The organism is Mesorhizobium sp. CO1-1-8 (assembly GCF_020164875.1).
Lineage (GTDB): Bacteria > Pseudomonadota > Alphaproteobacteria > Rhizobiales > Rhizobiaceae > Mesorhizobium.
Window position 1 is genome coordinate 203,398 of the sequence record NZ_JAIUGZ010000003.1, and the last position, 25,874, is coordinate 229,271.

The following is a 25,874-nucleotide window of genomic DNA, read 5'->3' on the forward strand; positions in this document are numbered from 1 at the left end:
GCGTGGTAGGTGCCGTGTCAGGCAGCCGCGGCCTGGGCGGTCAGGGCCTTTTTGCAGTCGATTGTAGCCAGTGCCTGCTCGAAGTCCTGCGCATAGCTCCAGACAAGCTGGCGCTGTTTGGCGACGAACAGCCCGTACGATCGCTGGAACTGGCAAAACGCGCCGTCGAATTCCGCGTGCCAGGTTGCCGGCTTGCAACTGCCCGTATTGAGGCAAGAGCCGGCGGCGTCGAACTCGTTCACAAGTTCAAACGCGGCGGTCTTGTAGTCAATATTGGACATCAGCTTCGTATTGACATGCGCCTGGCGCAAGTCAATCAGCTCCGATTGACGTGTGGGGTCGGACGCAGCTGCGACAATGGTGCGGATCGAGGGGGCTACGCCGGCGACGGCCGAATTCAGGGTGTTTGCATAAAGAGCGTCGACCTTCGCGTTGAAGGCGCTCTCGGCCGAAGCCGTCTGGTCTTGTCCCTTAACGAAATCGACCGCCTTGCTGACCAGGCCGACGCCCTTGCTCGCGTCATCCAAATTCTTGCCGTACCACGCTGCTGTCGCCAGCAGCGTGGTCAGGCCAGCGGCAACAAGCCGGCCGCGCGTTTTGTGCGGCGCGGCCTTTGCCGGGGTCGGTGCGACGCTCATGTCCGGCGGAAAGTGCGCCTTGGCACTGGTCGGAATGAGGTTGTCTTCGAGAGCAGCGGTAGTCATCTCAACTCCTCCATAGAAATAACAAGTGTTCATCGGGAGGCGGCAACCTCGAAAGTTAGAGATGCCCCCGGTCATTTTCGACTATATCGAAATGGCCCCGGCTCCTCCTGTTCTACAAGGGGATGTCTCCGAATATGACGCCATCTTTTTGCTAACCATAGGGGATGACTGTGGAAAATATTTTGCCGTCATACTTGAATCCAGGCGACTAACGGCGCGCGAAATCATAACGCCATATGCGGCATGTCATGGAAAATACGTCAGCCAGGGAAAGCGGACGTCTTCGTGTACACACGGGCGGCCTTAGGATTTTCTCCATCAGGGCGGGCGAGGTACGTCCGCTCGCGCAAGCTGGGATCCGCCGTGCGGTGCCGAGATCTGCCTTTGCCACATTGATATCGCGACATAACTCAGTTCCATAATGTATGTTATGCAACTTAGAGTTGTAGCAGCGATTTAGTAATGCGACAGCCGCTGAGTGATCGCGTCGCAATCCAACTGTGCTCGAACCGGCAGTTATGACAGCAATGGGTTCGATTGTTGCCGTCGTTGGGCTTCATCTTCGCACGCCCGTGGCAACGAGCCACGCGGTTTCAGCAGTAGGTCTGCGCACCTCTACGTCGTTGAACCCGGCCCCTTGCAAGGCAGCAATGACCTCGTTGGGCTCGCGCGGGGTAAAGATATCGACCGGCATGTTCATCCGATCCATATGGGCTTTAGGAAGGAAGCCCAGCACGACCTGCCCGCCCGGCGCGAGAACACGGGCAAGTTCCCTGGACCCGGCTTCAAGACTTTGCCAGAAATACAATGTGTGGACGCTGAGAGCCTTATGGAATGTGGCGTCTGGCAACGGCAGGTTCTCGATCGTTCCGACTCGAAACTCCGCGCGTCCGGAGCGCACCGCTTCGGCAAACCGGCGAGAGGCAGCGTCGACGACATCCTGTGAGCGATCGACACCGCAGACAAATGCTGCGTCCCGGAGAAGCTGCGGCACTACAACGGCGCCGCCAAATCCGATCTCCACGACACGATCTTCCGCCACCAGCTGTAACTGATTGAAGGCGTAGCTGTTCAATCGTGCATTACCACGGTTCATACCAGCTCGGACTAACCAGCCGGCAATTCCGGTTGGCCGAGAAAGCTGTCTCGCTATGAACCTTGGTGCCATTCGTGCGCCCTCTGTCCTGAATCATACGGCGCTTAGCCGGTCGCCGGCAACTCTTTGACATGAGAAAGCTGAAGCCTGGGAGTTCACTGAAACGCGCCTGATCGGGCTGAGCAACCCAGACCAGCCAACGCCCGATCAGGCGCTAAGGTCGTGCCAAGAAGCGCATCACTGTCGCATTTCTAACTGGCTGGCGGTGTCGCGCCTCTAAATCGCTTTGACAAGAGTTGTAGCAGCTAAGTTAAAATGTCCGGGTTTGGCAAAGTAGGAATGTCGCTCCTGCTTGTGCGCTGCCAATCTCTCCGCCTTTGACGGTGCGGGAGATTGCAACTTGGGACTTGTTCTGATGAGCGAACGCGAGCTGAAGCGTATCGAGGTTTTGTCGAAGGTCATGAACGACGCATCTCCACTGCGTCGGCCGCGAAGATCCTGGGGCTCACGGTCCGCCAGACCCAACGATTATTGAGGACATTCCAAGACGACGGTGCCGCGGCTCTCCGGCACAAGGCGCGCGGCAGATGTTCGAACAATCGCATCGTCGATAACGTTCGCGACTTTGTCCTGGAGCTCATCCGCGAACACTATGTCGACTTCGGCCCGACGCTTGCCAGCGAGAAACTGCTTGAGTGGCACCAGATCGCCGTCAGCACAGAGACGCTACGCAAGTGGATGACGGAAGCTGGCATTTGGACATCGCGCCGGGAGCGCAAGAAGCAGCTTCACCAGCCACGGGTTCGGCGCGACTGCCTCGGCGAGTTGGTTCAGATCGACGGCTCGCACCATTGGTGGTTCGAGAACCGCGGCCCTAAATGCGCCCTGCTGGTTTACATCGACGACGCGACGGGCAAGCTGCTGCATCTGCGCTTTGCGGGTTCCGAGAACACGTTCGACTACCTGATCGCCACCAAGGCGTATTTGCAGGAATGGGGCAAGCCGATCTCCTTCTATAGCGACAAGCATGGCGTGTTTCGCACGACGCATGGTTCGGAGAAGGATCGAACGACTGGCCTGACGCAGTTTGGTCGCGCGCTCGACGAGCTGAACATCGACATCATCTGCGCCAACACTCCGCAGGCCAAGGGCCGCGTCGAGCGCGCCAATCAGACGCTGCAGGACCGGCTTGTGAAGGAACTGCGTCTGCGCGGCATCAGCACGGTCGAGGCGGCCAATGCCTATGCGGCCGAGTTCGCCGCCGATTTCAATGCCCGTTTCGGCAAGGAACCACGCAATCCGAAGGATATGCATCGCCCCCTCGCCGATCATGACAACCTGGACAGCGCCATGTGTCGCAAGGAATTCCGCACGCTGTCGCAGGCCTTGACGCTGCGCTATGACAAGGTGCTGTTCATCCTCGATCCGAGCGCCTTTGCGCCTAGCGGGCAAGAAGGTGATCGTCTGCGACTATCCCGACGGCCGCCTCGAGATCATGGAGGGCAGCACGTCCCTGCCCTACAGGACATTTGACAAACTGCGCTCGGTGCACAGATCCGAAGTCGTCGAGAACAAGCGTCTGGATGAAGCGCTCGCGACGGTTGCCGAGATGCAGGAAGGCCGGGAGTTGAGCCGAAGCCAGCACGGTCCGCGTCCCACCGGGCAGACGAACCACCTGTTTGGCATCCCCGATGGCAGCCAGAGCAATAGCTATGTAAAGCATGGCCGCAAGCCTGGTCGACGGACGGATTTCATAAACGATCCCGCCGTGATCGCCCGGCGAGAGCAGGCGCTGGCGAGGCTGGAAGCTGCGGAATGATGATCTCGGCTACTTAAATACTGCTGGGTAGCAAGCGCCTTTCCAGCTTTGACCGGACAGCTCAGCTTTCCCTAGGATTTTCCAATACCGTCTTCAGCGAGACCTTGGCTGAACCAGGTTTCAGCGGCTTTTGCTGCGATGCATCGGGCGCCCAACCGGACATCCAGACCAACGAAAAGCTTGCCCGGATCCGGCCGTCGGGGTCGGAAAAACGCTCCGCGTAGATTTCCGCGGCCCGGGCAAACAGCCTGCGTGAGCCCGGTCGCCGGCTGCGATCGGCCAGCGCGCTGGTTTCGCCCATGGCGCGCAGATCGGCCATCAGGGCAAACAAATTGGCATAGCGCACCGTCACGGTCTCGACATCGGCCACCGGCAAGGCGAGACCGGCGCGCTGTAAAAGCGCACCGGCATCGCGTACGTCGGTGAAGGGGATGACACGCGGGCTGGCGCCGCCGTAGAGCTCGATCTCGGCCGCAAGCAGGCTTTCGCGCAGCTCACCGAGCGTGCCGGCGCCGGCGAAGGCGCCGAGGAAAAGTCCGTCCGGCCGCAGCGCGCGGCGGATCTGGATCAACATGCCGGGGATGTCGTTCATCGCCTGCAGCGACAGAAGCGACACCGCCAAGTCAAGGCTTTGCGGCTCGAACGGCACGGTTTCCAGCGGCGCGACCAAGCCGGGGGCACCATCCAGGAAAGCCGCGTCCGTCTCGACGCGGACGATGTCCTGCACCTTGCCGCTCGCGGCGAGCACGCCGGCCGCGGCCGGCTTCTGGCAAAACAGCACCGCCGCCTTGCCGAACCTGCGCTCGACGGCGCCCAGCCGGTCGGCGAGATCCTCGGCGACGCGGTTCATAAGGAAATCGGCGCCATCGGCAGCAAGGGTGAGCGCGCGCCGCTTGTGCGCCAGCCAGAGAGAGATATCCATGATAGGCTGCAGCGGACAGATTCCTGGTTGTCCGCTATGTGATGTAACCGGTGGTGGCTGGCGCGGACGACCAACCACGTGCCCGATCCGATGCTCAAGATCAAGTCCATCGAGGTCAGGAGCTTGGCCCAGTCGGTTCTCAAGCTGGCCGTCGCGCATCCCGTTTCCTCGGGTCTGTGCGTCGACAGGCTCTCAAAGCTAAAGCCGAAGAAGCCAAGATTGATCGCCCCCGATCGGGCTGTGCAATCCCGACCAGCTGACGCCCGATCGGGCGCTTAGGTCGTGCCAGGTAGGCGCATCACTGTCGCATTTCTAACTTGCTGGCGGTATCGCGTCTCTAAATCGCTTTGACAAGAGTTGAAAACAGCGAGCCGACTGAACTCACAGGCGTTAGTTCCCTGGCAGCCAATCCGCCAGCTGGGTGGCCTTATTCGTGCCGTGGTTCCAAAACCGTTGCGTTCGCAAATATGATGTCGACAACACTGTCAGCGGCGCTGAATCGAGAATGCCTAGCCCGGATCGGCAATCGGTGCGGGTGTCACCTAACTTTTACGGATGGCCTGATTGGACGTGCTGAATATCGCTATACCGATTTTGGGACCGAGCGTGCCGATAGAAGCATATTTACTCCCTTCGGCGCCGATCTGTCGATAAACGAAGTGCGGATTGGCCTCACCTATAAGTACGGCGATCGTGGTCAGGATGTTGGGTAGCCGAGGCGGAGAACCGCCACTCATGCCATCGAAAAAAACGCGGCCGATGATCTTCCTCGGCAAGCCGCCATGGATCGCTCGAATTTTGCTCCGCGTGGTCAGCTCATCTTCGCACACCTGTCGCAACGAGCCATTCCGTTTCCGAGTTCGGCCTTCGTACCTCGGTGTCGCTGAACCCGGCATCTTGCAAGGCTGCAATGACCTCGTCCGGCTCGCGCGAGGTAAAGATATCTTCTGGCATGTTCATCCGGTCCATATACGCCTTGGAAGGAAGCCCAACACGAATCGCCCACCCGGCGCGAGAACTCGTGCGAGCTCCGCGGATCCAGCTCTAAGGCTCTGTCAGAAGTATACTGTGTGGACGCTGAGGGCTTTGTCGAATGTGGCATCCGGCAAGGGCAGTTTTTCGACCGTCCCGACGCGGAACTCGGCTCGTCCGGCGCGCACTGCATCACCGAACTGGCGGGCGGCAGCGCTCACCACATCCTGTGAGCGATCAACACCGCAGACGAATGCCGCGTCCTGGAGAAGTCGCGGCAACGCCCATAGACGTGAACTTTGCCTTCCAGAATCGTGTGCTGTTCCCACATCATCACATCCACTTCCCCTGCAGGCTGGCGCAATACTGGGTCAGCAGTGTCAGGCAAATGACGAGACTGTCCAGCGCGACCATCATCGGTGCCGTGGATCTACTAACCCGCCCCCGCGAAGGCATCGACATAGTTCTCACTCAGTCCATGCGCAGGGTTGCGGCGGGAGCTAAAGAAAAATTTCGACATTGTGGGGGGATCACCAGACCAATCGATTGACGCGAAATGGCGGCAGGAATGCCTGCCGCCATTTCAATCCGGAGACGATCCCCTTTAGTAAAATCGATCAAGCCGGATTGTAGAGCCGACGTTCGATGAAAGCGCTGCCGCGCAGAGCGACAACAGTTCTGGCGCATGCCAGAACGGCGAGGTCGGCGAGCGGTTCGACGATTATCACCAGCATGTATGCTCCGCCGAACGCTGCAATGGAATGGACGTTGTCAGCACCGAAACCCTGTCCATAGAGCGCCCAGAATGCGACCCATGCGACGATACCGGCTTGGTAGCTGGTCGAGAGCGCCAGGGCTTGTCTGTACTTCAGGTCGATATAGGGCGTCGCCGGCGCGATGATCCTGCCCGCCAAGGCTGTCAGTCCAAAGAGCGGTACGAGCAGCGTCGTTATGTTCATCCCGTACTGAGGGAGATCGAACGAGGCAAAGAACAGGCCCTGGGCCAGCAGGCCTAGGGCCAATCCGATCGCTGCAGGCGCGGCGCCAAAGATCAGAAACAACGTCGAACCGAGGATCAGATGCACCTCCGAAACGCCGACGGAATAGTGCGGCAACACCTCGAAAAAGCAGAATACAAGAGCCGTCGTCATGAAGCTGCGCAGGAGGAGTGGCAAGGGGCCGCTCTCCGTCACGCTGCGCCAGGCAAGCTTGATCGAGTAGGCGCCAGCGCCAGCGGCGGTGAGGTAGCTCAACCAGATCTTTGAATCGCTCACAAGTCCAGGTTCGATATGCATATCGTTCTCCTTTGCCGCCGCACCCGACGACGTTTGGGTTGATCGATGCGCACGGCCAGTCTCCTGACTCGAGCGTCTCCGAGACCTTTCGTCTTCCCAGCTCCCCGACCGGGTCGCCAGTGACTTTCTCGAAAGGCTGCTCTTCGCATAACGTCGCGGGGCGGTCGGGTTTCGGCCGGTTCGGCCTGCCCATTCCCACTTCCGAACGGGTGCGTTCGGAAACCATGCGCACCAAGTGAGAGACGAGGAGGCTGGCATTCTACCAGCTCACATTCGTCAATGAGAGTGTCAGTCGACGGTCCTCAAGCCCTCGCTGCCTGGAAACCTGCCTCCTTCAGACGCTTGGGCAACAGGAAATCAATAATGGCAAAGGCCAGGATGCCCAGTCCGGTCAGCGGGAAGATGATGGAAACCGCAATAGCGATCGCCAGGACGGCTACCGGGATCCTGTAGTTGCGGGGGTAGAGAGGCGCGCCCAGCCGCCCCGCCGGCCTGCGCTTCCACCACATAAGGACGCCCGAGAGCGCCATGGCGATGACGGAGAGGCAAAAGAGTAGGTTGAGCGCAGTATTCCACCACCCGAGATTGGCTTGGTGTAAGGCAATGCCGACTGCCATCGCCTTGCCGGCCAACCCATAGTCGGCGAAGCGCACGTCGGCCAGAATCTTGCCGCTGTAGCGATCGATATGGATGGTACGGTCGCCAAAAGGATTATGGGTGTCGGCATTCATGGAGTCGGCCGAAACCGTGTAGACGCCACCCGCGTCCTGCGGCGCGTTGATGCGGAACTGCTCGGTAAAGCCGTTGGCATGGGCGTAGGCGGCAACCGTATCGAGATTGACAGTCCCCGTTTCCAATCCGGCGGTGCCCGCCTGTGAGCCGGACTTCGGCATTGGAGTCTGCTCCAGTGTCCAGGGGACTTCCTTCATCGCGCCATGGTTCATGCCGGCATGGGTCTTATCGGAAAGCGGGACATTGTCCCATTTGGCCGCAGGGAACGTGCTCCAGGCCTGAACTATCTTGGCGCCCCAAATGCCGGTCCATGACAGGCCGGAGAGCAGAAAGAAAAGCAGAACGACCGAGACGTAGAATCCGAGCGACACGTGCAGGTTTTTCCAAAAGCTGCGTCCGCCCTGCGTCAGGTTCGGCAACAATGCTCGCGCGAGCGAGGTGCTATTGCGCGGCCACCACATGTAGAGACCGGTCAGGATCAGCACGATACCGAGACCGGCCGCGACTTCGATTAGCCGGTCACCAACATCACCCATCAGCAAGGTGCCATGTATGTTGTCGGCCCAGTAGAACCAGGTGTCGTCCTTGGCGATCGTGTCCAACACCTTGGGCCCGTGCGGATCGACGGCGACGACATTGTCCTTGCCGTTGCCTTGAACAATGAAAACGGTGGCTCGGTCGTCCTCCTGTGGCACGACCATGAGCTTCAGCGTGCCTGCGGGGATCGCGGCGACGGCGGCCGCCGACTGTGCTTCATAAGAGGCACGCTCGCCACCTGGCCCTACGTAGTGCTTGGCACCGAGGAAGGTTTCGATTGAGTTGCCGTAGACCATGATCAGCCCGGTACAGGCGAGCACAGTCAGGAACGGGATGACATAGAGGCCGGCATAGAAGTGCCAGCGCCAGATGGCGCGATAGAGCCGGGTGCTGACAGCGGTTTCCAGCTGCGCCGCAAGCGTTGCGGTGGACATCGATGATTCTCCGGTAGGACGGACTTGTGACCGCCATTGCTAACGTGATGGAAGAGGCGGCCACGCGGACGCGGCCGCCCCTATTCAATCGCGGCCCATGCCGGGCAGCACATGATGAAAGAGGATGGCGGCCTGGCCGAACGGCCACGCGGCCACAAAGGCGTCGAAGACACCCGGACCGTCGTTGTCGAGATAGAAAGGCGACCATCCGGGGGATTGCGTCACGATCCACACAAAGACGGCCAGGCCCGCCCCCGCGCCGATGAGGAAGGTCAAGCCCACCTCCAGCCATGGCCTGCAAATCTGGGTGTGGCCCGACTTCATGTTGCTGCTCCGACGAGCTTGCGTAGCTTCTGGAGTCGCATCGCCATCTCCTCACCGTAGGAGATCGTGCCCACGAACTGCCCATCGGCGTCCATCAGAAACATTGTCGCCGTGTGGTCCATTGTGTAGTCGCCGTCGTCTGTCGGCACCCTCTTGTAGTAGATGCGGTACTCCTTCCCGACGGCAGCGATTTCGGCTTCTGTTCCCGTCAGGCCGGTGATGTGCTTGTCGAACGATTGCAGGTAGCGCGCCATGAATTTCGGCGTGTCTCGGATGGGATCGATGGAGACGAACAGCACCCGAAGCTTGTCGGCTTCAGGCCCTAAGCCCTTTAGCGCTTCCGTCGTTTCCCATAGCGTCGTCGGACACACTTCGGGGCAGCGGGTAAAGCCGAAGAAGATGACGAACGGCTTGCCCCGAAGATCCGCGTCGGACAGCATTTCGCCTGTCTGGGTCCTCAGCGTGAACGGGCCCCCGATCGGCGACACGGTTTTCTCAACCAGCCTTGGCCATACAACCATTGCCACGATGCCGAGCAGCACCACGGCAAGACAGGCCAGCGCCACGATCGAGCCGATACGCCTCGCAGGGCGGGGCTCAGCCTCCATGCTCGTCATCGCCACCTCCTATCGCATCGACCGAATATTCGATCTCGACAGTGCCTGCCTTCTCGAAGGTTAAGGTCCCCTTGAACGGTTGGCCTTCCTTCACGGGCTTCTTCAGGTCCATGAACATGATGTGGAAGGAGCCGGGTTTGAGCGTGACTTCGCCGCCGACCGGGATCTCCAGCCCCTCGCCAAGCCGCTTCATGGTCATCACGCCATTGGCGTCGACGGACATTTCGTGGATCTGCGTCATGCCAGCTATCTCGCCAGTGGCTGCGACCAGCCGATCGGCCGAGTTGCCAAGGTTCTTTAGCGTCAGGTATCCCGCAGCGACCTCGGATCCTTCCGGCGTTGCTCGTGACCAAGGGTGGATGATCTCGATATCGTCGGTCCTGAATTCCTGCGCCCACAGTGGATGAACCGTGGCGAAGAGCAGCGCCAGGGCAAAGGCGACGATGCCTAGCCGTTCCTCGAAGGAACGGAAACGGGTTGTCGCGTGAACAAAAGAACGCGTTCGCGCGAACGCGCGTTGAGTTGCTTGCATTGGAAAGACTCCCAGTAGCGGCAATGCCATTGCCAGGCGGGGCCGCTTGTATGAGGTTGGACGGGAACGCCGCCTCACATGCATGAGACGACTTTTTCTGTGTCAGACCGTCAGAGGCGGAGCTCGGGGATTGCCGGGCCTATAGCCCTGCGCGTGCAGGTCAATGGCCTTCGAACCGGCAAAGGACATTCGCATCGATGCTCGAAGGCCAGGCGCGACCCGGCCAATATCGGCGGGCGTCGCTATTCCGGGCCAGAACATCGAACAGGCGAAGGTGCAGCAGGAGGGTATCTTGGAGTGGCTCGGAATTTCCGAGTCGCTGGATCCGCCATGATCAGGACCGTTCAGGCAGAGTGGATTGCCGAACGCATCAAACTGCGGGCCAGCGCCAGCCGCGCCGAGCGCGAAGGCGCCGACGACCGATTGGGTGACCAGCACTAGCGCTAGAACGAGTGCAGCCACCAGACGCGATGAGGCAGCACGCTTGGCCACGATCTCCTCCGGTTGTGCCTTGCTAACACTCAACATTGGGAACGAGAAGACGGTTTTGCCACTTGCGGCGATTTGCACCTGCCGCGCGGGCAGCTGGCCGCCGGTGGCAGATCTTACACGCTGCTGCCCGGGGTGTAGCACGACGCAGCGCTCGACCTATTGGGGTAGTACCCCAAAACAGACCTGGGCCGTAGCCGCCTTCCGTGCAGAGACCCGTAGTGGCCGCTGCCAAATTAATAAGAATGGCTTGCCCCCTAACCTCACCCGACATTGTTCCGATGTAGATCGCCATGCGAGAGCGCGACCATATGAGGAATGGAAGGCAACGTACCTAGCATTCGGGCAACCGCTTCGGTCGGCCCGATCTTTGCTCCCTCCTTCGTGGCGCCCGATACCCTTCAGCTCGCCGGTTTGTTGTAAAGAGCGCCGTCCCCCATGGATCTCGCTGGCGGAGCGCTTGAGTCGGCGCGGCGCAGGTAGGTGGTTTCGTCGATGTCAACGACGATGCGTTCGCCGGCCGAGATGAAGGCGGCACCAGCACGCCGATGCCGTTCTTCAGCACCCCGGCTTTGTAGGATTGGCCGGCCGCCTGCCACAGCCTACAGCCGAACCCTGGCACAGCCCTCCGGCGAACCGCTTTCACGGCAGCGAGCCGTCCTGCTTGACATTGGGTCAAAGGTCTACATAAGATACCAATCGTGCGGGTCAGGTGTCGTGCAGCAAGCCGCATATTCTGTCCCTTTGGCGGAGGGCAGAATGGTCAATAAAGAACAAGGTGCACGAAATGGGCAGCTCAACACCTATGTCCGGCTGAAACTCGTGCTCAGATTCCATCCGGAAACTGCAGAGGTCCCGGCGATTTATCAGAAAGGTAGCGCAATGAATCGACCCGCGTTTCTAATGATGGCTTGCATGGTTGCTGCGGCCGCGTTCCTTCCCCGCTCCGCAATGGCGGACGAAAAAGTTGTACCCAACGTTCCGTTGCAGGAAATTCGCGAGGCGGCGCAGAAAGCTTGCGTGGGCGGAAAGCAATATAAGATTGCGTACAGTCATTCGGTGTCGGAGGCCGATTTCGTCAGGCAGCTTAGACGAATTATCGACGATAGAGCCAAGGAGCTTGGTTGTGTCACTGTGCTCCACGACAACACACAGCACAACAATCTCGAACAACAGATCAATGCTGTACAAAGCTGGATCACGCTCAAAGTCGATGCGATCGTCGTGCTTCCGATCGACGAGAATGCTCTCAAGCCCTTGCAGAAGCAGGCTCAGGATCAGGGCATCAAGTGGCTCACCTACCTGGGTAAGATGAAAGACAGCAACGGCTATGTCGGATTCGACCACGCTCAGTCTGGGCAGATAGTGGCAAATGCGGCGGTCGCATGGGTTAAGAAGAACGGCATCAAAGATCCTAAAGCCCTGGTAACGACACTGTCATCGCTCCCCTCCGTTTCGGCCCGCTGGACCGAAGTGGAGAGAATATTCGGTGAGAACGGCATTCAAATTGTCGCCAAACAGGATGCCGCGGAGCAGTCGGTTGGGCTCTCTGTTACAGAAACCGTCCTTAAGCAGCATCCCGATATCAATGTAATCGTGTGCCTGAATGACGACGCCGCCGTCGGAGCCTATCGCGCCGTCAAGATAGCTGGCGTCGATGAGAGCAAGATATTCATCGCCGGCCAGGACGGCGCATTTGAGGGGCTGAAGGCGGTGAACGAAGGCGGCGCCTATCGTGCGAGCGCAGCGATCGTGATGAGCGAGCTGGGCAAGAACGTGGTCGATCTCGCGCTGAATTCAATCACCGGATTGAGCACCAGTTTCGCTGTGACGCCCACGGTTCTGGCCTCAAAAGATGATCAGAAGACGCTGGACGGGCTGCTAGGCGCCTTCAAGGAACAATAAAGGTCGCAAGCAGGACGGCCGACACTCAGATCCGGCGTCCTGCTACTCGGGGTATCCTTCATGATGAGTGCGCTGTCTATCAAGGATCTGCGGAAGTCGTACGGATCCATTGAAGTGCTTAGGGGCATCGATCTCGACTTCTTTGCCGGCCAGGTGCACGCGTTCCTTGGCGCCAATGGAGCTGGAAAATCCACCATGCTTGGCTGCCTGTCAGGGGCAGTTCGCCCGAGTTCCGGCGAAATTGTAATCAAGGGCCAGCACTGCAAGGAACTCACCCCTCGCCAATCACGACAGCTTGGCATCGGGATCATATACCAGCATTTTCAGGTGATTGAGGGGCTCACCGTCGCCGACAATATTTTCCTGGGCAGCGAGCTGTTGCGGTTAGGCATCGTCAATAGCCGAGAACAACACAAGATCGCGAAATCGCTTCTGGATCGGCTGGGCGCGTCGATGGACCCGCGCTCCAAACTGCAGGAACTCAGCGTCGGACAGCGTCAACTTGTTGAAATCGCACGCGCGCTGCACCTGAAGCCAGACATCCTGATCCTGGACGAGCCCACATCTGCGCTTTCGACGCGCGAAATGAAAACCCTCCACCAGACGGTGCGACAGCTTGCCAAGGAGGAGAACCTGGCAATCGTCTACGTGACCCATCTTATCGACGAGGTGGAGATGATCGCCGATACCGTAACTGTCTTGCGTGATGGAAATGTGGTGTGGACACGCCCGGTTGCGCAAGCCACCCACGACGACATTGCGCGCGCCATCGCGCCGAACATGGCCGATCGGGGCGCGCGCGCCCGCTTTGCCCGCGGGGACGACGAAATTCTTGCGCTTAATGCCTACTGCACCGAGTTTACCGGTCCAATCGATCTGAGCCTGCATGCGGGTGAGATCGTAGGGGTTTACGGCCTCCTCGGATCGGGGCGTACGGATCTCCTCGAAAGCCTTGTAGGAGCTCGCAGACGGGTAAAGGGCAGCGTTCGCCTGGGAGGCAGACCGGTAGGTCCCAAAAGCCCGGGCAATGCGCGGGCTCTGGGTTTGGCGCTTGTTGCGTCCGACCGGGCAGAGCAAAGCCTCTTCCTCGACCTTTCTGCATTGGAAAATCTTTTGATGCCGCACTTCGGATCCTATGCAGGCGGGAGGAAACGACAGGATCGCCTGTTCAAGGACGCAGCCGATCGTTTGCAGCTCCGGCCAAAGAACCCGTCCCTGGCGGCCTCGCGATTTAGCGGTGGCAACGCTCAGAAGCTGGTCATGGGACGTTGGCTGTTTCCGGAGCTTGGAATCCGCCTGCTTCTGCTCGATGAACCGACTCAAGGCGTCGATATCGGCGCGCGAGAAGAACTGTATCATTTGCTCAGGCAGTTCACGCTAAACGGGGGCACGGTCCTGTTCGCGTCGTCTGATCCCGAAGAGGTCGTCGCGCTGGCTGATCGCGTGCTGGTTCTCGCGCAGGGCAGACAAGTGTCGTTGCTGGACGGCGAGATCACTGAAGAGAAGCTGGTTCAATCAGCTTACAAATCAGCGCTGTCGCCAGCGCTTGTGTCGCAAAATTGATAGGACCTACGAGGAATACAGTGACCGACACATCAATCAAATCGCCCGGTACAGGCCGCTTGGGCAACCGACCGTCGCGCTTGTCTGTTGACCATTTGACCGCCGTGGCTTTGCCGCTCACTATTGTTGGCTTGGCGCTGGTTTTCTATTGGTCGTCACCCGTATTTCTGACATCAGCGAATATCGTTGATATCTCGGTGCAGGTCGCTACCTTAATGACCATCTCCATCCCGTTCGCCATTCTCCTGATGGCCGGAAAGGTGGATTTAGGCGTCGGGTCATTGCTGGCACTGTCTGGCATTGTGGCGGGTCTCAGTTTTCCGGACTTCGGTATCGCAGGCGCAATCATTATTACGCTCCTGCTGGGCACAGGGGTCGGATTGATCAACGGCATCCTGGTCGGATGGCTTTCCATGTCCCCGATCATTGTCACTCTTGGTGGTTTGACCCTGATGCGAGGTGTCGCGCAGTGGCTTTCGCCCAATCCCTTGTTTGGCTTTCCCGAAGCTTTTTCCTACATGGGTTACGGCAGGGTGTTGGGACTGCCAATATTGACCTGGATCCTGATCTTGGTCCTGCTTACGGGGCTGGCGGTAGCGCGTTTCACCACAATCGGGCGTCATGCAGTCGCGATCGGGGTGAATGAACGCGCATCTTACCTTGTCGGTATTCGAGTAAAGCTCACGATAACGCTTCTCTATGCGGCAGTCGGCTTTTCATCGGCGCTAGCCGGCCTGATGACCATCGCGCGAATAAATTCGGCTCCGTCGGGCACGCTCGGCGTAGGAATGGAGCTCTCGGTTCTAACCGCGGTACTGCTGGGTGGTGTGCCATTCAGAGGTGGCAAGGGTTCGCTGGTCAGGGTGGCCCTGGGCGTTTGGCTCCTGGGCATGCTTTCCAACGGCCTCATCCTTCTGAACGTCCAGACGGAAGCAAGTTTGATGATTACAGGATTGGTACTGATCCTTGCCGCAGGGCTTGATCTTCTACGCAGCCGTAGAGCATGACGCCTTAGAGTCCGTCTGCGCGGCAATGGAATGCTCTGTTAAAGGGCGGATCGTCACGGCTTGGTCTCAGCAGGTTCGGAGGCCCTTGAGGCCTGGGCCCTCTCATATCCGAATGTCCGCTGCGCCAGATGGCAACCGCTCGCCAATGCACGGCGGGGTCCCTGCCCCAGCAAAATTGTGTGCACGCGCTTGCAATGCAGCGGCGGCAACTAACCCGTTGCTTTGAAAAGTGTCTTCGCGCTGTCTTTCGGCTTTGAAGGATAAGGCTGCTTCGAGACGTACCGAAGGTAGAGAAATGCTGCAACGACCAGTACGACGGCACCACTCAAAATAGGATAAGGAGAAAACTCCATGTAGGTGCTGCTAAAAGCACCACCAAAGGGTCGCTACCCGCTGGCAGGTGCAAGGTTCGGGTCATTTGCATCACAACTATCGCGAATCCGACGTCCATCCCATGGTCAAAGGTTGGGACCCGAGGCAGGTAAGCACGAAGAGCCCCAGGAAGTGAAGATCAAGTGACCGCTGACGACGTGCCGTCAGCATGTAGAGGAACATAAGTTGGGTTTTCGCCGCGATTGTGCGGCACGTTTGGAATACAGGCTCGATCGTTGAGCCGATCGTCATTCATCCAGAAGAACCGTAAGTGCCCTGATGATAGAGCAGCGCCGGGCCGGGCTGCCCGATAACCGCCTGTTCTACACGGCCCAGGATGAGCGCGTGGCTGTGTCGAACAACTATGTCCTCGACCTTGCAGTCAACGGCCGCGAGAACGCCGTCGAGCGCCAGCGCACCGGTTACCAGGCTGAACCAGCGCGCTCCCTCGTAACGGGACGATCCCTTCAGGCCATTACGTCCGGTGAACCTCTCGGCAACCGCGATCTGGTCAGCTCGTAGCACGTTGACGCAGAAATGCCGGTGATGGCTGATCGCAGTCCAGGTGGAGGAGGCCAGATTGATACTAACGGCCATCATCTCTGGCTCGACCGAAAATGAATGAGCCGTGGTAATGGTTGCGCCTGTCCGCTCGGCGCCAACACCCGCAGTCACGATGCAGACGGCACCGGCCAGATGTCGCATCGCGACTTTCAGCGGGACCCGGCCTTCATCTGTCGGGTCGCGTTGTGTAAGTGTCATCTGGACAGCCTCATCGTGTTTGCAGGTTACGACCTCGATCAGCGCCACGCTGCGTTTGGCAGCCGTCCTGATGTCGTTGCGGGCTGCCACCAGGACGTGGTCCGCCCCGCCGGTGCTCCCGCCGCGGGGCGGAGCGTGCCATGATTGGGATCCGACCTATCCGTCACGATTTTCAAACGCCCCCATGCCTTGCGCGATCAGGTTTGTTGCCAGAACCAGTGATACGATCGCGGCCGAGTTGAAGACCACCACCCACCATTTGCCACCAGTGAGAAATCCGTAGCCCTCCGCAATCGCCAGGCCCCAGTCCGCCGAGGGAGGCTGAATGCCGAGACCAAGGAAGCTCAGCGTCGCGATTGAAAAGAATGCGTAGCCGAGCCTTGTGACCAGTTCGATGAGGATCGTTTCCCGTACGTTAGGCAGGATCTCCAGGAGTATGATCGCCACAGCCCTTTCGCCGCCGAGACGGGCGGCGCTTATGTATTCACGCTCGCACTGCTCGCGCACCGCGGCGCGTACTGTCTTCGCCACCAGCGGCGTATAAGCGATGGCTATCACCAGGATGACGGTCAGATTGGAAGGCCCGAGCGCCACCAGCGCCATGGTGACGAGCACAATGAAGGGAAAGGCCATCATCGTGTCGAGCAGTCTCGCGCCTATGCCATCGACCAGGCCGCCAAAATAGCCAAACAGTAGCCCCAGCAGGCTGCCGGCCGCAACGCCGCCAAGGGTTGCAAGCGGTGCAACCAGAAGAATATCCCGCGACCCGACCAGGATGCGGGAAAACACGTCACGTCCAAGCTGATCGGTACCAAACCAATGGGCGGTATCTGGGGGCGCCAGCATGGCCAGGAAGTCCTCCGCATAGGGGTCATAGGGGACCACCCAATCGCCAACCAGCGCGCAGGCGATCCAAAACAGGAGGATGAATGCCCCTATGAAGACAGCAGGGGGGAGGTTGCAAAAAGCACGGCCCGCACCGGCCGCGAGGCGCCGAAGCGAAGACAAGTCTGAAGGGGCCGAAAACACCAGCAGATCCATCATCAGATTGTCCGCCGGCGCTGGCGTGGATCGAGCAGCGCCTGTGCCAGATCCCCGATTGCCGCAGACAAGACGAATATTGTCGCCATGACGAGAACGCCTGCTTCCAGCATCGGGAAATCTCGCGTCTTGGCAGCGCTAAGCACCAGATTGCCGAGACCCTGGATCCCAAAGAGGGCCTCAATCACGACCAGCCCACCGAGCAGAAAGCCGCTCTGAGTGGCGATCACAGCCACTGTGGGCACCAACGCATTGCGCAGAACATATTTGAAGAGCACTTGCGCGGGGCCAAGGCCTTTGAGGATCGCGGTGCGCGTGTAGTCGGCGCCGCGGGCTTCGATCACCCCCGCCCGGGTCATGCGCGCGACATAGCCGGCCAGGTTCAGCACCAAAGGCAGCGCGGGCAAGATCAGATAGTAGCCCGCTGTCCAGAAACCTGCGCCGTCGGGCGCGGCGCCGGTGATTGGAAACCAGTTGAGCCATAAGCCGAAGACGATCAGCAAAAGAAGCGCTGAGACGAAGTCGGGCACGATGCTGAAGCAAACACCTCCCAGGACAATCAGCCTGTCGACGAGGCTCCCGGCCCGCAAGCCCGCAACGATGCCGGCACCGATGCCAACGGGAATCAGAAGAGCCAGGACCACACCGGCAAGTGCTGCTGAATTGCCAACGCTTTTCAAAACGAAAGGCGCGACCGGCGCTCGCATCGACAGCGAGTCCCCGAAGTCGCCTTTGATCGCGCCGCTGAACCAATGCCAGTATTGCTCGAGAATCGGCAGATCGGTGCCGAGCTTGCGATTGAGTTCGGCTACCACCTGCGCATCGGCGAACGGGCCGAGCATGACGCGGCCCACATTGCCCGGCAACACCTGCCCTGCGAGGAAGATCAGCAGGCTGACCAGCCAAAGCGTCAGTATGAGCGAACCGACGCGCATGGCGAGCGCGCGTCCGACCGGCACGAAGCGCCTCACACGAAGGAAACCTTGTCGAGCAGGAGATGCGAGTTTGCGGTGAAGCGAACCCCATGCACCTTGGAGGCCACAATGCTGCTGTATTGCGAGAAGTAGCTGATGATCAGCGGCGTTTCGTCAAGCAGCAGGTTCTGGATCTTGCCGGCGGCGATCCGTTGAGCCTGAAGGTCACGGGCCTTGCCATAGTCTAGCAGCAACGCATCGTAATCCGCATTCTTGAAATGCGCAGCGTTCCAGCTCCCCGAGCTTTTCAGCGTGGCGTTGAGGAAGATGTCGGGCGTTCCGCGGTGGCCGTAGTCGGTGATGCCGAGATTGGAATCGAGCCAGGGCGAACTGCCGAAGGCGGCTGAGCCATAGTAGGCGTCCTGCGGCAAGACATTAAGTTTGATGTCGATGCCGGCCTTCTTGGCGAAGTTCTGGATGATCACCGCATAGTCGGGAATCCAATAGGCGCGCTCCGTGGTCAAGGTCACCTCGAAGCCATTCGGCACACCTGCCTCGCCCAGCAGACGCTTGGCCTTGGCGATATCCTGCTTGCGCTGCGGCACCGAGGGATCGTTTGAGGCGAAGATCGGGGCGAAGGGTGTGTCGTTGCCGATATCCGCGCGGCCCTTGAGCAGCCCCTTGACCACCGCTTCGCGATCGACGGTGAGCGCTAGAGCGCGGCGGATGCGCTTGTCGGTGAATGGCGCCTGGTCCGTGCGCAGATGGACCGGGTCATGCGAGCTGGACGGGACGCTCAGGATCTTGAAATTGGGATTGCCCTCGGTCGACAGTTCCAGCCGGGGAGAGCTCGGAATGATGTCGAGCTGGCCGGCCTGCAGGGCCAAAACCTGCGCCTGCTCGTCGTCGTAAAACTTGATCTCGACACGATCGGGCAGCGCCTTGTCACCCCAGTAATCGGGATTGCGGACAAACGTTGCGCCCTGTTTGGGACGGAAGGATTCAAGCTTGAAGGGTCCGGTGCCAATGAATGTCCTTTCGAAATCGCCGGCATAGTCCGCCGGCACAATGATGGCATTGTAGACATCGGAAGAAACGTAGAATGGAAAATTGCTGTTAGGCTGATCCAGCTCGAAGGCGACGGTCTCATCATCAACTTGGCGGACGCCACCCTTGGACAGGATGCCATCATAAGCCGACAGGGCCGCGGAACCGCTGGAAGGATCGACCAGCCGCTCGAGGCTCGCCACCACGTCCTTCGCGGTCACGATGCGGCCATCGTGAAATTTCACGTTCGGCCTAAGCTTGAAAGTCCAGCGCTTTGCCGTTTCGTCGGCCTGCCACGACAAAGCGAGTTTCGGCTGCAGCCCATCCTTGGGATCGTCGAAGATCAGGTATTCGCCCACCTGACTGATGACGCCAATGCTGGCTGAATCAGTGAGCGTGACCGGGTCAAGCGCCTTGGTCGGCTGGCCCAGGCCCACGCGAACCGTGCCGCCGGCGGCAGCTGCGCGCGCCGTCCCGGGAAAGCCCACGCCCTGCGATGCGGCAAAGCCAGTCAGGCCGATCAGCGCGGCATATTTCAACAGGTCGCGGCGATTGAGGAAGCCTTTGGCATATTCGTCCACCGCGACATTCCAGATGTCGCCGGACAGATTGCGCAACATATCTGCATCGGAAGGTTTCGTCATTCGCGTGCCTTTCGTGGTTCCTGAAAAACAAAATGGGAGGATGAATGGAGGCTCAGGCAAGTGAGCTGAAAGGGGTCGCGGTGGTCTGAGCATCGCTCCGCGAACCGCAAAGCTTGGCGTGTCCTCCGCCGGCCGCCCCTCAGGACGCGGCGCGCTCGTCACCACGCGCTGCGGCAAACCGATTGGCGGGGCGGGCAAGACCGAGCCGATCACGCAGCGTACCCGCGCCATATTCAGTCGGGAACACGCCGCGGCGCTGCAACTCCGGCACTACCTGGCCCGTGAAATTCAACCAGTCTTCCGGCATCAGCGGGAACATCAGATTGAAACCGTCGGCGGCACCTGCCTCGAACCAGTCCTGCAACTGGTCGGCGATCTGCCTGGGAGTGCCAGCGACAATCGGCGCAGAGCCGCTGATGGTCAGCTTGCGAGCAATCTCGCGCAGGCTGAGGTTCTGCTTGGCCCAATACTCAACCTTGTTCAGCAGCGTGCGCGCACCGTTGAAGGTGTTTTCATCCGGCAGCTGAGGTAGCGGGCCGTCCGGAGGATAAGCAGAGAGGTCCATCTCGATCCAGCTGCCCAAGAGATCGATTGCAAGCCGGTCCGGAAGCAGGCTCTGGAGGTAATCCTGTCTCTCCCTGCCCTTCGCCTCGGATGCCGCAACGATCGGCAGAATGCCGGGCAGAATCTTGAAGCTTTGTGGCCGCCTGCCGAAGCGGGCGAGCCGTTCGTTGATATCCCCGCGATACCTGATCCCGTCTTCCTTCGTGGCGAAAAGAGCAAAATGCATGTCCGCCTGGGCGGCGGCAAAATTCTTGCCGTCCTCGGACGAACCAGCCTGGACGATCAGCGGATGGCCCTGCGGGGGGCGCGGCACATTGAGTGGCCCCCGGACCTTGAAATGCTTGCCTGCGTGATCGATAGGGTGGACCTTATCGGGATCGGCGAAGTAGCCTGATTCCTTGTCGATCAGTAGCGCCTCGTCCTCCCAGCTGTCCCAAAGCGCCTTGACAATATCGAGGAATTCGCGCGCACGTTCGTAGCGGAATGCATGTTCGATATTGCTGTCGCGGCCAAAATTGCGCGCTTCCTCCTCCATCGCCGAAGTCACGACGTTCCATGACGCTCTACCCTTGCTGATATGATCGAGTGAGGCGAAGTGGCGCGCAACATTGTAGGGCTCGCTGTAGGAACTCGAGGCGGTGGTAATCAGACCGATGTGCTTGGTCACGCCGGCGAGCGCCGCAAGCAGCGTCAGCGGCTCCAGGCGCGTGTTGGCGTAGTGGGCCACGCCGCTCTTGAGCGAATCCCAGATCGACACGTGGTCGGCGATGAAAATCGCGTCGATCCTGGCCTTTTCGGCTGCGTGCACGAGCTCGCGATAGTAGTCGAAATCATAGACCTCCCGTCCCGGCGCCCGAGGGTGGCGCCACGACATGCGGTGGTCGCCCTGCGGATTGAAGAAGAACGCGCTGAGAATCATGTGCGCCATTCGATTACCTCCACGGCTTCACGCAAACTGCGCCGGAAGCCGGTCCGGGGGCGCACTGCGAAAATTCTTTCTGTTTCGCAACATATATTGCACTATCTGCTAATTCGAGTCATTTCTGCGGAGTTTTTTCCAACGAGCTAGACCGCTTTGCCCCCAACTGCCGTCCCCGCAGAAGCCGTTTCGGCTTCCTCGATGCCCCCTGTCCTGAGCGTGAAGGACCTCTGCGTGCACTATGAAGTCCGTGGCGGATCGATGATGGCCGTGAACAATGTGTCCTTCCATATCGCCCAAGGCGAAGCGCTGGGCCTGGTCGGAGAATCAGGATCGGGTAAGAGTTCAGTGGCTCTGGCCGTGCTGCGTTATCTGCCAAAGCACGCCAGGGTTGAGGCCTCGCAACTGGCTTTTGAAAATCGCGAGCTCCGCGACCTTTCGGCTCCTGAACTCCGAAAGCTGCTCGGTGATCGCATAGCAACGGTCTATCAGCATCCGGGCTCGGCGCTGAACCCCAGCATGACCATTGGCAGTCAGATCAGCGAGACCATCCTGCGCCATCGCGGCGTCCACCGTGACGAAGCACATTTTCGTGCCGCGCACCTCTTGGACCGCGTCCGCGTCGCCGACCCACAGCGCGTGCTGAGGCTTTACCCGCATGAGCTTTCCGGGGGAATGCAGCAGCGCGCGACCATCGCCATGGCCATTGCCCTTAATCCGTCATTGCTGGTGCTGGATGAACCGACCACCGCGCTCGACGCCAGTGTGCAGTCGGAGATCGTGGCCATCCTTCAGGATCTGCGCCGCGACCAGAAAACGAGCATTCTTCTGATTAGCCACGACATCAATCTGATCCGGCGATCCTGCGACCGAGTCGCCGTCATGCAATCCGGATCGGTGGTGGAAACGGGTTTGGCCAAAGTGGTCTTTGAGAGCCCGACGCACATCTACACGAAGCGGCTGGTTGCCGCCATTCCGAGCCTTCACCGAACCAAGCATGACGGCAGGCTGGCGGAAGATTCCACCCTGGTGCACCTGACCTCGCGACGACCTGAAGATAGCCGGGGTCAGGTTCAACGCTCACGCGAAATCGCGCTGGCTTGCAAGGGTGTGACACACTCGTTTGGAGCTCAGGCCATTTTGCATGGCATCGATCTCGAGCTGGCCAGCGGCGAGACGTTTGGCCTGATCGGCGAGTCCGGTTCCGGCAAGTCGACGCTAGCCAGGATTATTACCGGCTTACAGCCGCCTACGACCGGCTCTGTCGAACTCTTCGGCAAGATCGTGGCGCCCCGGGTCGAGAAGCGCGATCCAGACGAACGTGGCGACATGCAGATGGTGTTTCAGTCGCCGGACCGCACGCTCAATCCGCGGCAGCGCGTCGGGAGGATTCTTGGCCGCCCGCTGCGCCGGCTGGCTCGCGTACCACGCTCCGCCCTTGCGCAGCGGCTTGGCGATCTGCTGGCGGGCGTCCGTCTGGCCCAAAACACGGCACTGCAAAAGCCGCGCAGCCTGTCGGGTGGTCAGCGGCAGCGTGTGGCTATCGCGCGGGCCTTCGCCGGACAGCCGAGGGTCGTGGTGCTCGATGAACCGACGTCGGCGCTTGACGTATCGGTACAGGCGACAGTGCTCAATCTGTTGAACGACCTGCAGCGCGACAAACAGACCGCCTATCTTTTCATCAGCCATGATCTGAGGGTAGTCCGCTACATGGCCGACAGGATCGGGGTGCTCTATCGCGGCCGCCTGATTGAGACCGGCTCAGCCGATCAGATCTTTCGAGGACCCAACCATCCCTATACCGAGCTGCTTCTGGCCGCCGCATCTTCCGAGCACGCGCACCCAGCGGTGTCAGCTCCAGTCAAGGTCGAGGCGACGGCTAACACCAACAATGGGTGTTCCTTCGCTGACCGCTGCGCTTCGGCATTGCCTGAGTGCAGAATAACAGAACCCAAAGCACGCCACCTCGGCGACGGCCACATGATCGCTTGCTGGCGCCATGGCGCCGAGCCATAGGTCAAGCGCCATTCCCAACATCCGGTAGCCGACGGCTATTCTGAACCGTTCAAGCCCAGGCGTGAATTGGCGTCCGCAACGCGCGAGGATTTTGCCTGAAGGACATCCACCCCGATCAAACGAGCAGGTAAGTAAGCGGCGGACCGACGCTAGCGTGGGCCTGGCTCGCATCCCCATGCGAATGCCGCGCGAGAGCGTTCGCCATGCCCGGACGAACCTCTGCATCGTGATCTATCGAATTGCGCATCAACATGATGGAGCCCATGAATTCCAGGCCGCTTGCCATCGACTCCATGATGACCTTCGCGGTTTCATTGCTGCTGAGGGAGTTCCCGGACAGAGGCAATTCAGAAGGCAGCTCGATGATACCGAGGGTGGTCATCGTCTTGTAGATTTTGCTGAGATGATTGCAGGACCATTTCATGGACATCGTGAGCCGACATTTCATGTAGAGCGTCGGCTGCGTGTGCCAGATTTTTAGGCCATTCTCCTGCTCAAGGGACGGGTGAAGGTCGACCTGATCGTTCAGCCGGAACTCAGCATGAAAGATCGCTTGGCCCACGGCTTCGCATCGGGCAAGAAGGCCTTTGACGTCCAACGTCGCAAGGGCCTGCGTATCTCGCTTGATGGATGGCGCCCCCTAAGCTCACCACCAATTCGCGTTTCCGGTCCAGAGCACCATTTACCTCGGTGCTGAGGATGGTCAGGCTATAGGCGCAATCGATCGCAGACATCGACGTCTCCGGGATCGTCTCACAATTGAGATTTAACGAGTGATCTCCGAGTTTCAAGTTTCCTGGCAAATTCGCCGCGGCAGTCGGCTAGCGTGGCCTTGCGCACGCCGAGACCAGCAACGCCAAGGTGGCCATCAGTGATCCGCAGACGCTCAAACCCGCCCAGCCTGCCACGGTGGTCGCAAACGACCCTGTCGCGGCTCCAATCGCCCCGCCTGTGAAATAGGCGGTCATGAAGACGGTATTCGCTCGTGCCTCAGCGTGCTGAGCAGCGTTTTGCGCGCGGGCCTGATTTGCGACCAGCGACACCCGGTTGGCGAGGTCCAGGCCGCCAAGGCATAGAACAAGCACGAGAAGGTTTTTCCCGGACAAGCCCAGCCCAACAACTGCGAGAAGCGACACGGCTGACGCGATGACCAACAGGCGTCTACTCCCGGCCCTGTTCAGCCAGGCACCAGTTACCGGTGCCGCGACGATGCTGATCGCCCCGACCAGGCCGAACAGGCCGATTATGGCGGGCGCGAATTGGTAAGGGGGTTGCGCGAGAAGCGATGCCAGACTGGCCCACACGGCGCTGAACACGCCAAATGAGATGGCGCCGGAGAGGCTTGCCTCTTGGAGCGGTTTGCTCTGCCGCAGCAGTTGGACCAGCGAACGCATCAATGAGGGCCAGCTCAGATTGCCTGCCGACGGCGCCGCGGGAAGCGTCCAGAAAACGCAAATCAGCAGCAAAGCGTCCAGTCCGGCCGCCAGAAAAAAGACGTCGCGCCAGCTTGCCGAGGAAGCGACAAAGCCGCTGAGCGTGCGGGCAAGAAGTGGCCCCGCAGCCATCCCACCCACGAGCGCGCCGAGCACCTTTCCCCGGCGTGAGGCCGGCATGGAACCCGAGACCACCGGTATGATGATCTGCGCGCTGACAGCTGTGGCGCCAAGTGCGTAGCTGGCGGCAAGCAACATCACAAACGAAGACGCCCCGGCACATGCCGAGGCGCTTAGAAGGTTGCACAGAACCAGCATGATGATCAGCTTCTGCCCTGCGATGCGATCCGCCAAAGGCACGAGGAAAAGAAGGCCTGTGGCATAACCCGCCTGCGTCAGGGTCACGATAAGACCTGCCGCGGCGGCATCCAGAGAAAACGAAGCCCCGATTAGCGGCAGAACCGGTTGGCTGAGATAGGGCACCGACACGGCCAGGGCACAAGCGAAGGCAAGAGGCAGAAGTGGCAGTTCCTTGGCTCCGCCATCGGCCGCTGAACCACTTGCGGTGCTACCCGGGTTGTGAAGCATCGTGCGGGTATGCAGCCTTGAAGGCGGGAAGCTCCTGACAGGCCGCGGTGATGGACCGAATCCTTGTCAGGTCAGATGTTTCGGCTCCCCATCGATCGGCGTTGTAGATTTGCGGGATCAGGCAGATGTCGGCGATGGTGGGCGCCGGCCCGAGACAAAACGGGCTCACGGGAAGCCGCTTGAGCATTGCTTCGACCGCGACCAATCCATCGCGGATGAACTTGCACATCCAGGCGCTTCGAACCACCTCGCCGCCACCAGTGATCGTCTGGACGTGGGCCGCTACGGAAAGGTTGCAAATCGGATGGATCTCCATCGCAACAGCATAGGCCAGCGCGCGGACTTGCGACCGCGACGAAGGGTCGTTGGGTAGCAGCGTGCTTCCGGGAGTGATTTCATGAAGATACTCGATAATGGCAAGCGACTGGGTGAAATCATGGCCATCGATGCGCAGCGTCGGCACCAGCCCTTGCGGGTTCCGCGCAAGATTTGGCGGCGCCCACTGCTCGCCTTTCAGAAGGTTCACGGGAACGGTGGTGTGCGACAAACCAAGCAGATTGAGGGCGATCCGCACCCGATAGCTGGAGGAGGACCGCCAATAGTCGAACAGGACCATGTCGCTCATC

The 25,874-nt window shown here is 59.9% G+C and carries 23 protein-coding genes, 2 pseudogenes and 1 riboswitch; of the genes and pseudogenes, 5 read left to right on the forward strand and 20 right to left on the reverse strand.

Features of this window, described 5'->3' with window-relative positions; genetic code table 11:
• Positions 1–17: 17 nt before the first annotated feature.
• Both LB558_RS07395 and LB558_RS07400 read right to left on the reverse strand, forming a co-directional pair.
• Positions 18–704, reverse strand: coding sequence for a hypothetical protein (locus tag LB558_RS07395; protein ID WP_224696931.1), 687 nt, complete (start codon positions 702–704; stop codon positions 18–20).
• 556 nt (positions 705–1,260) lie between these two features.
• A complete protein-coding gene (locus LB558_RS07400; protein WP_224696932.1) occupies positions 1,261–1,779 on the reverse strand; it encodes a class I SAM-dependent methyltransferase in 519 nt (172 codons plus the stop codon).
• Positions 1,780–2,215: 436 nt separating this feature from the next.
• On the opposite strand from LB558_RS07400, the pseudogene LB558_RS07405 reads away from it, so the two are divergent.
• A pseudogene (locus LB558_RS07405) lies at positions 2,216–3,619 on the forward strand (ISNCY family transposase).
• A gap of 61 nt (positions 3,620–3,680) precedes the next feature.
• Here LB558_RS07405 and LB558_RS07410 read toward each other — a convergent pair.
• The 9 genes and pseudogenes from LB558_RS07410 to LB558_RS07450 form a co-directional block, all read right to left on the reverse strand.
• On the reverse strand, positions 3,681–4,553 hold the full coding sequence (locus LB558_RS07410; protein WP_224697207.1) for a methyltransferase domain-containing protein: 873 nt from the start codon (positions 4,551–4,553) through the stop codon (positions 3,681–3,683).
• A 530-nt stretch (positions 4,554–5,083) separates the two neighbouring features.
• Complete coding sequence (locus LB558_RS07415) at positions 5,084–5,380, reverse strand: hypothetical protein (RefSeq protein WP_224696933.1); 297 nt, start codon at positions 5,378–5,380, stop codon at positions 5,084–5,086.
• A 216-nt stretch (positions 5,381–5,596) separates the two neighbouring features.
• A complete protein-coding gene (locus tag LB558_RS33160) occupies positions 5,597–5,842 on the reverse strand; it encodes a methyltransferase domain-containing protein (protein WP_224696934.1) in 246 nt (81 codons plus the stop codon).
• A 288-nt stretch (positions 5,843–6,130) separates the two neighbouring features.
• Positions 6,131–6,808, reverse strand: a complete 678-nt coding sequence (locus tag LB558_RS07425) for an energy-coupling factor ABC transporter permease (RefSeq protein ID WP_224696935.1) — start codon at positions 6,806–6,808, stop codon at positions 6,131–6,133.
• 35 nt (positions 6,809–6,843) lie between these two features.
• Positions 6,844–7,050: riboswitch (cobalamin riboswitch) on the reverse strand.
• A gap of 60 nt (positions 7,051–7,110) precedes the next feature.
• Entirely contained in the window at positions 7,111–8,511 is a 1,401-nt protein-coding gene (locus LB558_RS07430; protein ID WP_224696936.1) for a PepSY-associated TM helix domain-containing protein, read from the reverse strand.
• 84 nt (positions 8,512–8,595) lie between these two features.
• Positions 8,596–8,787: a hypothetical protein gene (locus tag LB558_RS07435; protein ID WP_224696937.1), complete on the reverse strand. Its 192-nt coding sequence runs from the start codon at positions 8,785–8,787 to the stop codon at positions 8,596–8,598.
• A 44-nt stretch (positions 8,788–8,831) separates the two neighbouring features.
• Complete coding sequence (locus LB558_RS07440) at positions 8,832–9,452, reverse strand: SCO family protein (protein ID WP_224696938.1); 621 nt, start codon at positions 9,450–9,452, stop codon at positions 8,832–8,834.
• Positions 9,433–9,984 (reverse strand): copper chaperone PCu(A)C, encoded by a 552-nt coding sequence (locus LB558_RS07445; protein WP_224696939.1) that lies wholly within the window; start codon positions 9,982–9,984, stop codon positions 9,433–9,435. The genes LB558_RS07440 and LB558_RS07445 overlap by 20 nt, the downstream gene beginning before the upstream one ends.
• A 953-nt stretch (positions 9,985–10,937) precedes the next feature.
• A pseudogene (locus tag LB558_RS07450) lies at positions 10,938–11,068 on the reverse strand (elongation factor P); the annotation flags it as partial.
• Between the two features lie 164 nt (positions 11,069–11,232).
• Here LB558_RS07450 and LB558_RS07455 point away from each other — a divergent pair.
• The 3 genes from LB558_RS07455 to LB558_RS07465 are packed head-to-tail and all read left to right on the forward strand — an operon-like array spanning position 11,233 to position 14,948.
• Positions 11,233–12,378, forward strand: coding sequence for a sugar ABC transporter substrate-binding protein (locus LB558_RS07455; protein WP_224696940.1), 1,146 nt, complete (start codon positions 11,233–11,235; stop codon positions 12,376–12,378).
• A gap of 60 nt (positions 12,379–12,438) precedes the next feature.
• The gene (locus tag LB558_RS07460) at positions 12,439–13,941 is read left to right on the forward strand and encodes a sugar ABC transporter ATP-binding protein (protein WP_224696941.1); all 1,503 of its coding nucleotides are present in this window, start codon (positions 12,439–12,441) and stop codon (positions 13,939–13,941) included.
• A gap of 20 nt (positions 13,942–13,961) precedes the next feature.
• Positions 13,962–14,948 (forward strand): ABC transporter permease, encoded by a 987-nt coding sequence (locus tag LB558_RS07465; protein WP_224696942.1) that lies wholly within the window; start codon positions 13,962–13,964, stop codon positions 14,946–14,948.
• Between the two features lie 325 nt (positions 14,949–15,273).
• Here LB558_RS07465 and LB558_RS33165 read toward each other — a convergent pair whose 3' ends face one another.
• The 6 genes from LB558_RS33165 to LB558_RS07495 form a co-directional block, all read right to left on the reverse strand.
• Positions 15,274–15,429: an HPP family protein gene (locus LB558_RS33165; RefSeq protein WP_412033450.1), complete on the reverse strand. Its 156-nt coding sequence runs from the start codon at positions 15,427–15,429 to the stop codon at positions 15,274–15,276.
• Positions 15,430–15,572: 143 nt separating this feature from the next.
• Positions 15,573–16,172 (reverse strand): flavin reductase family protein, encoded by a 600-nt coding sequence (locus LB558_RS07475; protein WP_224696944.1) that lies wholly within the window; start codon positions 16,170–16,172, stop codon positions 15,573–15,575.
• Positions 16,173–16,238: 66 nt separating this feature from the next.
• Positions 16,239–17,126 carry an ABC transporter permease gene (locus tag LB558_RS07480; protein WP_224696945.1) on the reverse strand — a complete coding sequence of 296 codons (888 nt, stop codon included), beginning with the start codon at positions 17,124–17,126 and terminating at the stop codon, positions 16,239–16,241.
• A complete protein-coding gene (locus LB558_RS07485) occupies positions 17,126–18,082 on the reverse strand; it encodes an ABC transporter permease (protein WP_224696946.1) in 957 nt (318 codons plus the stop codon). The genes LB558_RS07480 and LB558_RS07485 overlap by 1 nt, the downstream gene beginning before the upstream one ends.
• A gap of 8 nt (positions 18,083–18,090) precedes the next feature.
• A complete protein-coding gene (locus tag LB558_RS07490; protein ID WP_224696947.1) occupies positions 18,091–19,728 on the reverse strand; it encodes an ABC transporter substrate-binding protein in 1,638 nt (545 codons plus the stop codon).
• Between the two features lie 139 nt (positions 19,729–19,867).
• The gene (locus LB558_RS07495) at positions 19,868–21,220 is read right to left on the reverse strand and encodes an LLM class flavin-dependent oxidoreductase (protein ID WP_224696948.1); all 1,353 of its coding nucleotides are present in this window, start codon (positions 21,218–21,220) and stop codon (positions 19,868–19,870) included.
• 192 nt (positions 21,221–21,412) lie between these two features.
• Here LB558_RS07495 and LB558_RS07500 point away from each other — a divergent pair, with 192 nt between their 5' ends.
• Positions 21,413–23,227, forward strand: coding sequence for an ABC transporter ATP-binding protein (locus tag LB558_RS07500; RefSeq protein WP_224696949.1), 1,815 nt, complete (start codon positions 21,413–21,415; stop codon positions 23,225–23,227).
• Between the two features lie 115 nt (positions 23,228–23,342).
• Here LB558_RS07500 and LB558_RS07505 read toward each other — a convergent pair whose 3' ends face one another.
• The 3 genes from LB558_RS07505 to maiA all read right to left on the reverse strand — a co-directional run bounded on the left by LB558_RS07505 (position 23,343) and on the right by maiA (position 25,873).
• Positions 23,343–23,825, reverse strand: coding sequence for a hypothetical protein (locus tag LB558_RS07505; RefSeq protein WP_224696950.1), 483 nt, complete (start codon positions 23,823–23,825; stop codon positions 23,343–23,345).
• A gap of 223 nt (positions 23,826–24,048) precedes the next feature.
• Positions 24,049–25,248 carry an MFS transporter gene (locus LB558_RS07510; protein ID WP_224696951.1) on the reverse strand — a complete coding sequence of 400 codons (1,200 nt, stop codon included), beginning with the start codon at positions 25,246–25,248 and terminating at the stop codon, positions 24,049–24,051.
• Positions 25,229–25,873: a maleylacetoacetate isomerase gene (gene maiA, locus LB558_RS07515; protein ID WP_224696952.1), complete on the reverse strand. Its 645-nt coding sequence runs from the start codon at positions 25,871–25,873 to the stop codon at positions 25,229–25,231. The genes LB558_RS07510 and maiA overlap by 20 nt, the downstream gene beginning before the upstream one ends.
• Position 25,874: the final 1 nt, after the last annotated feature.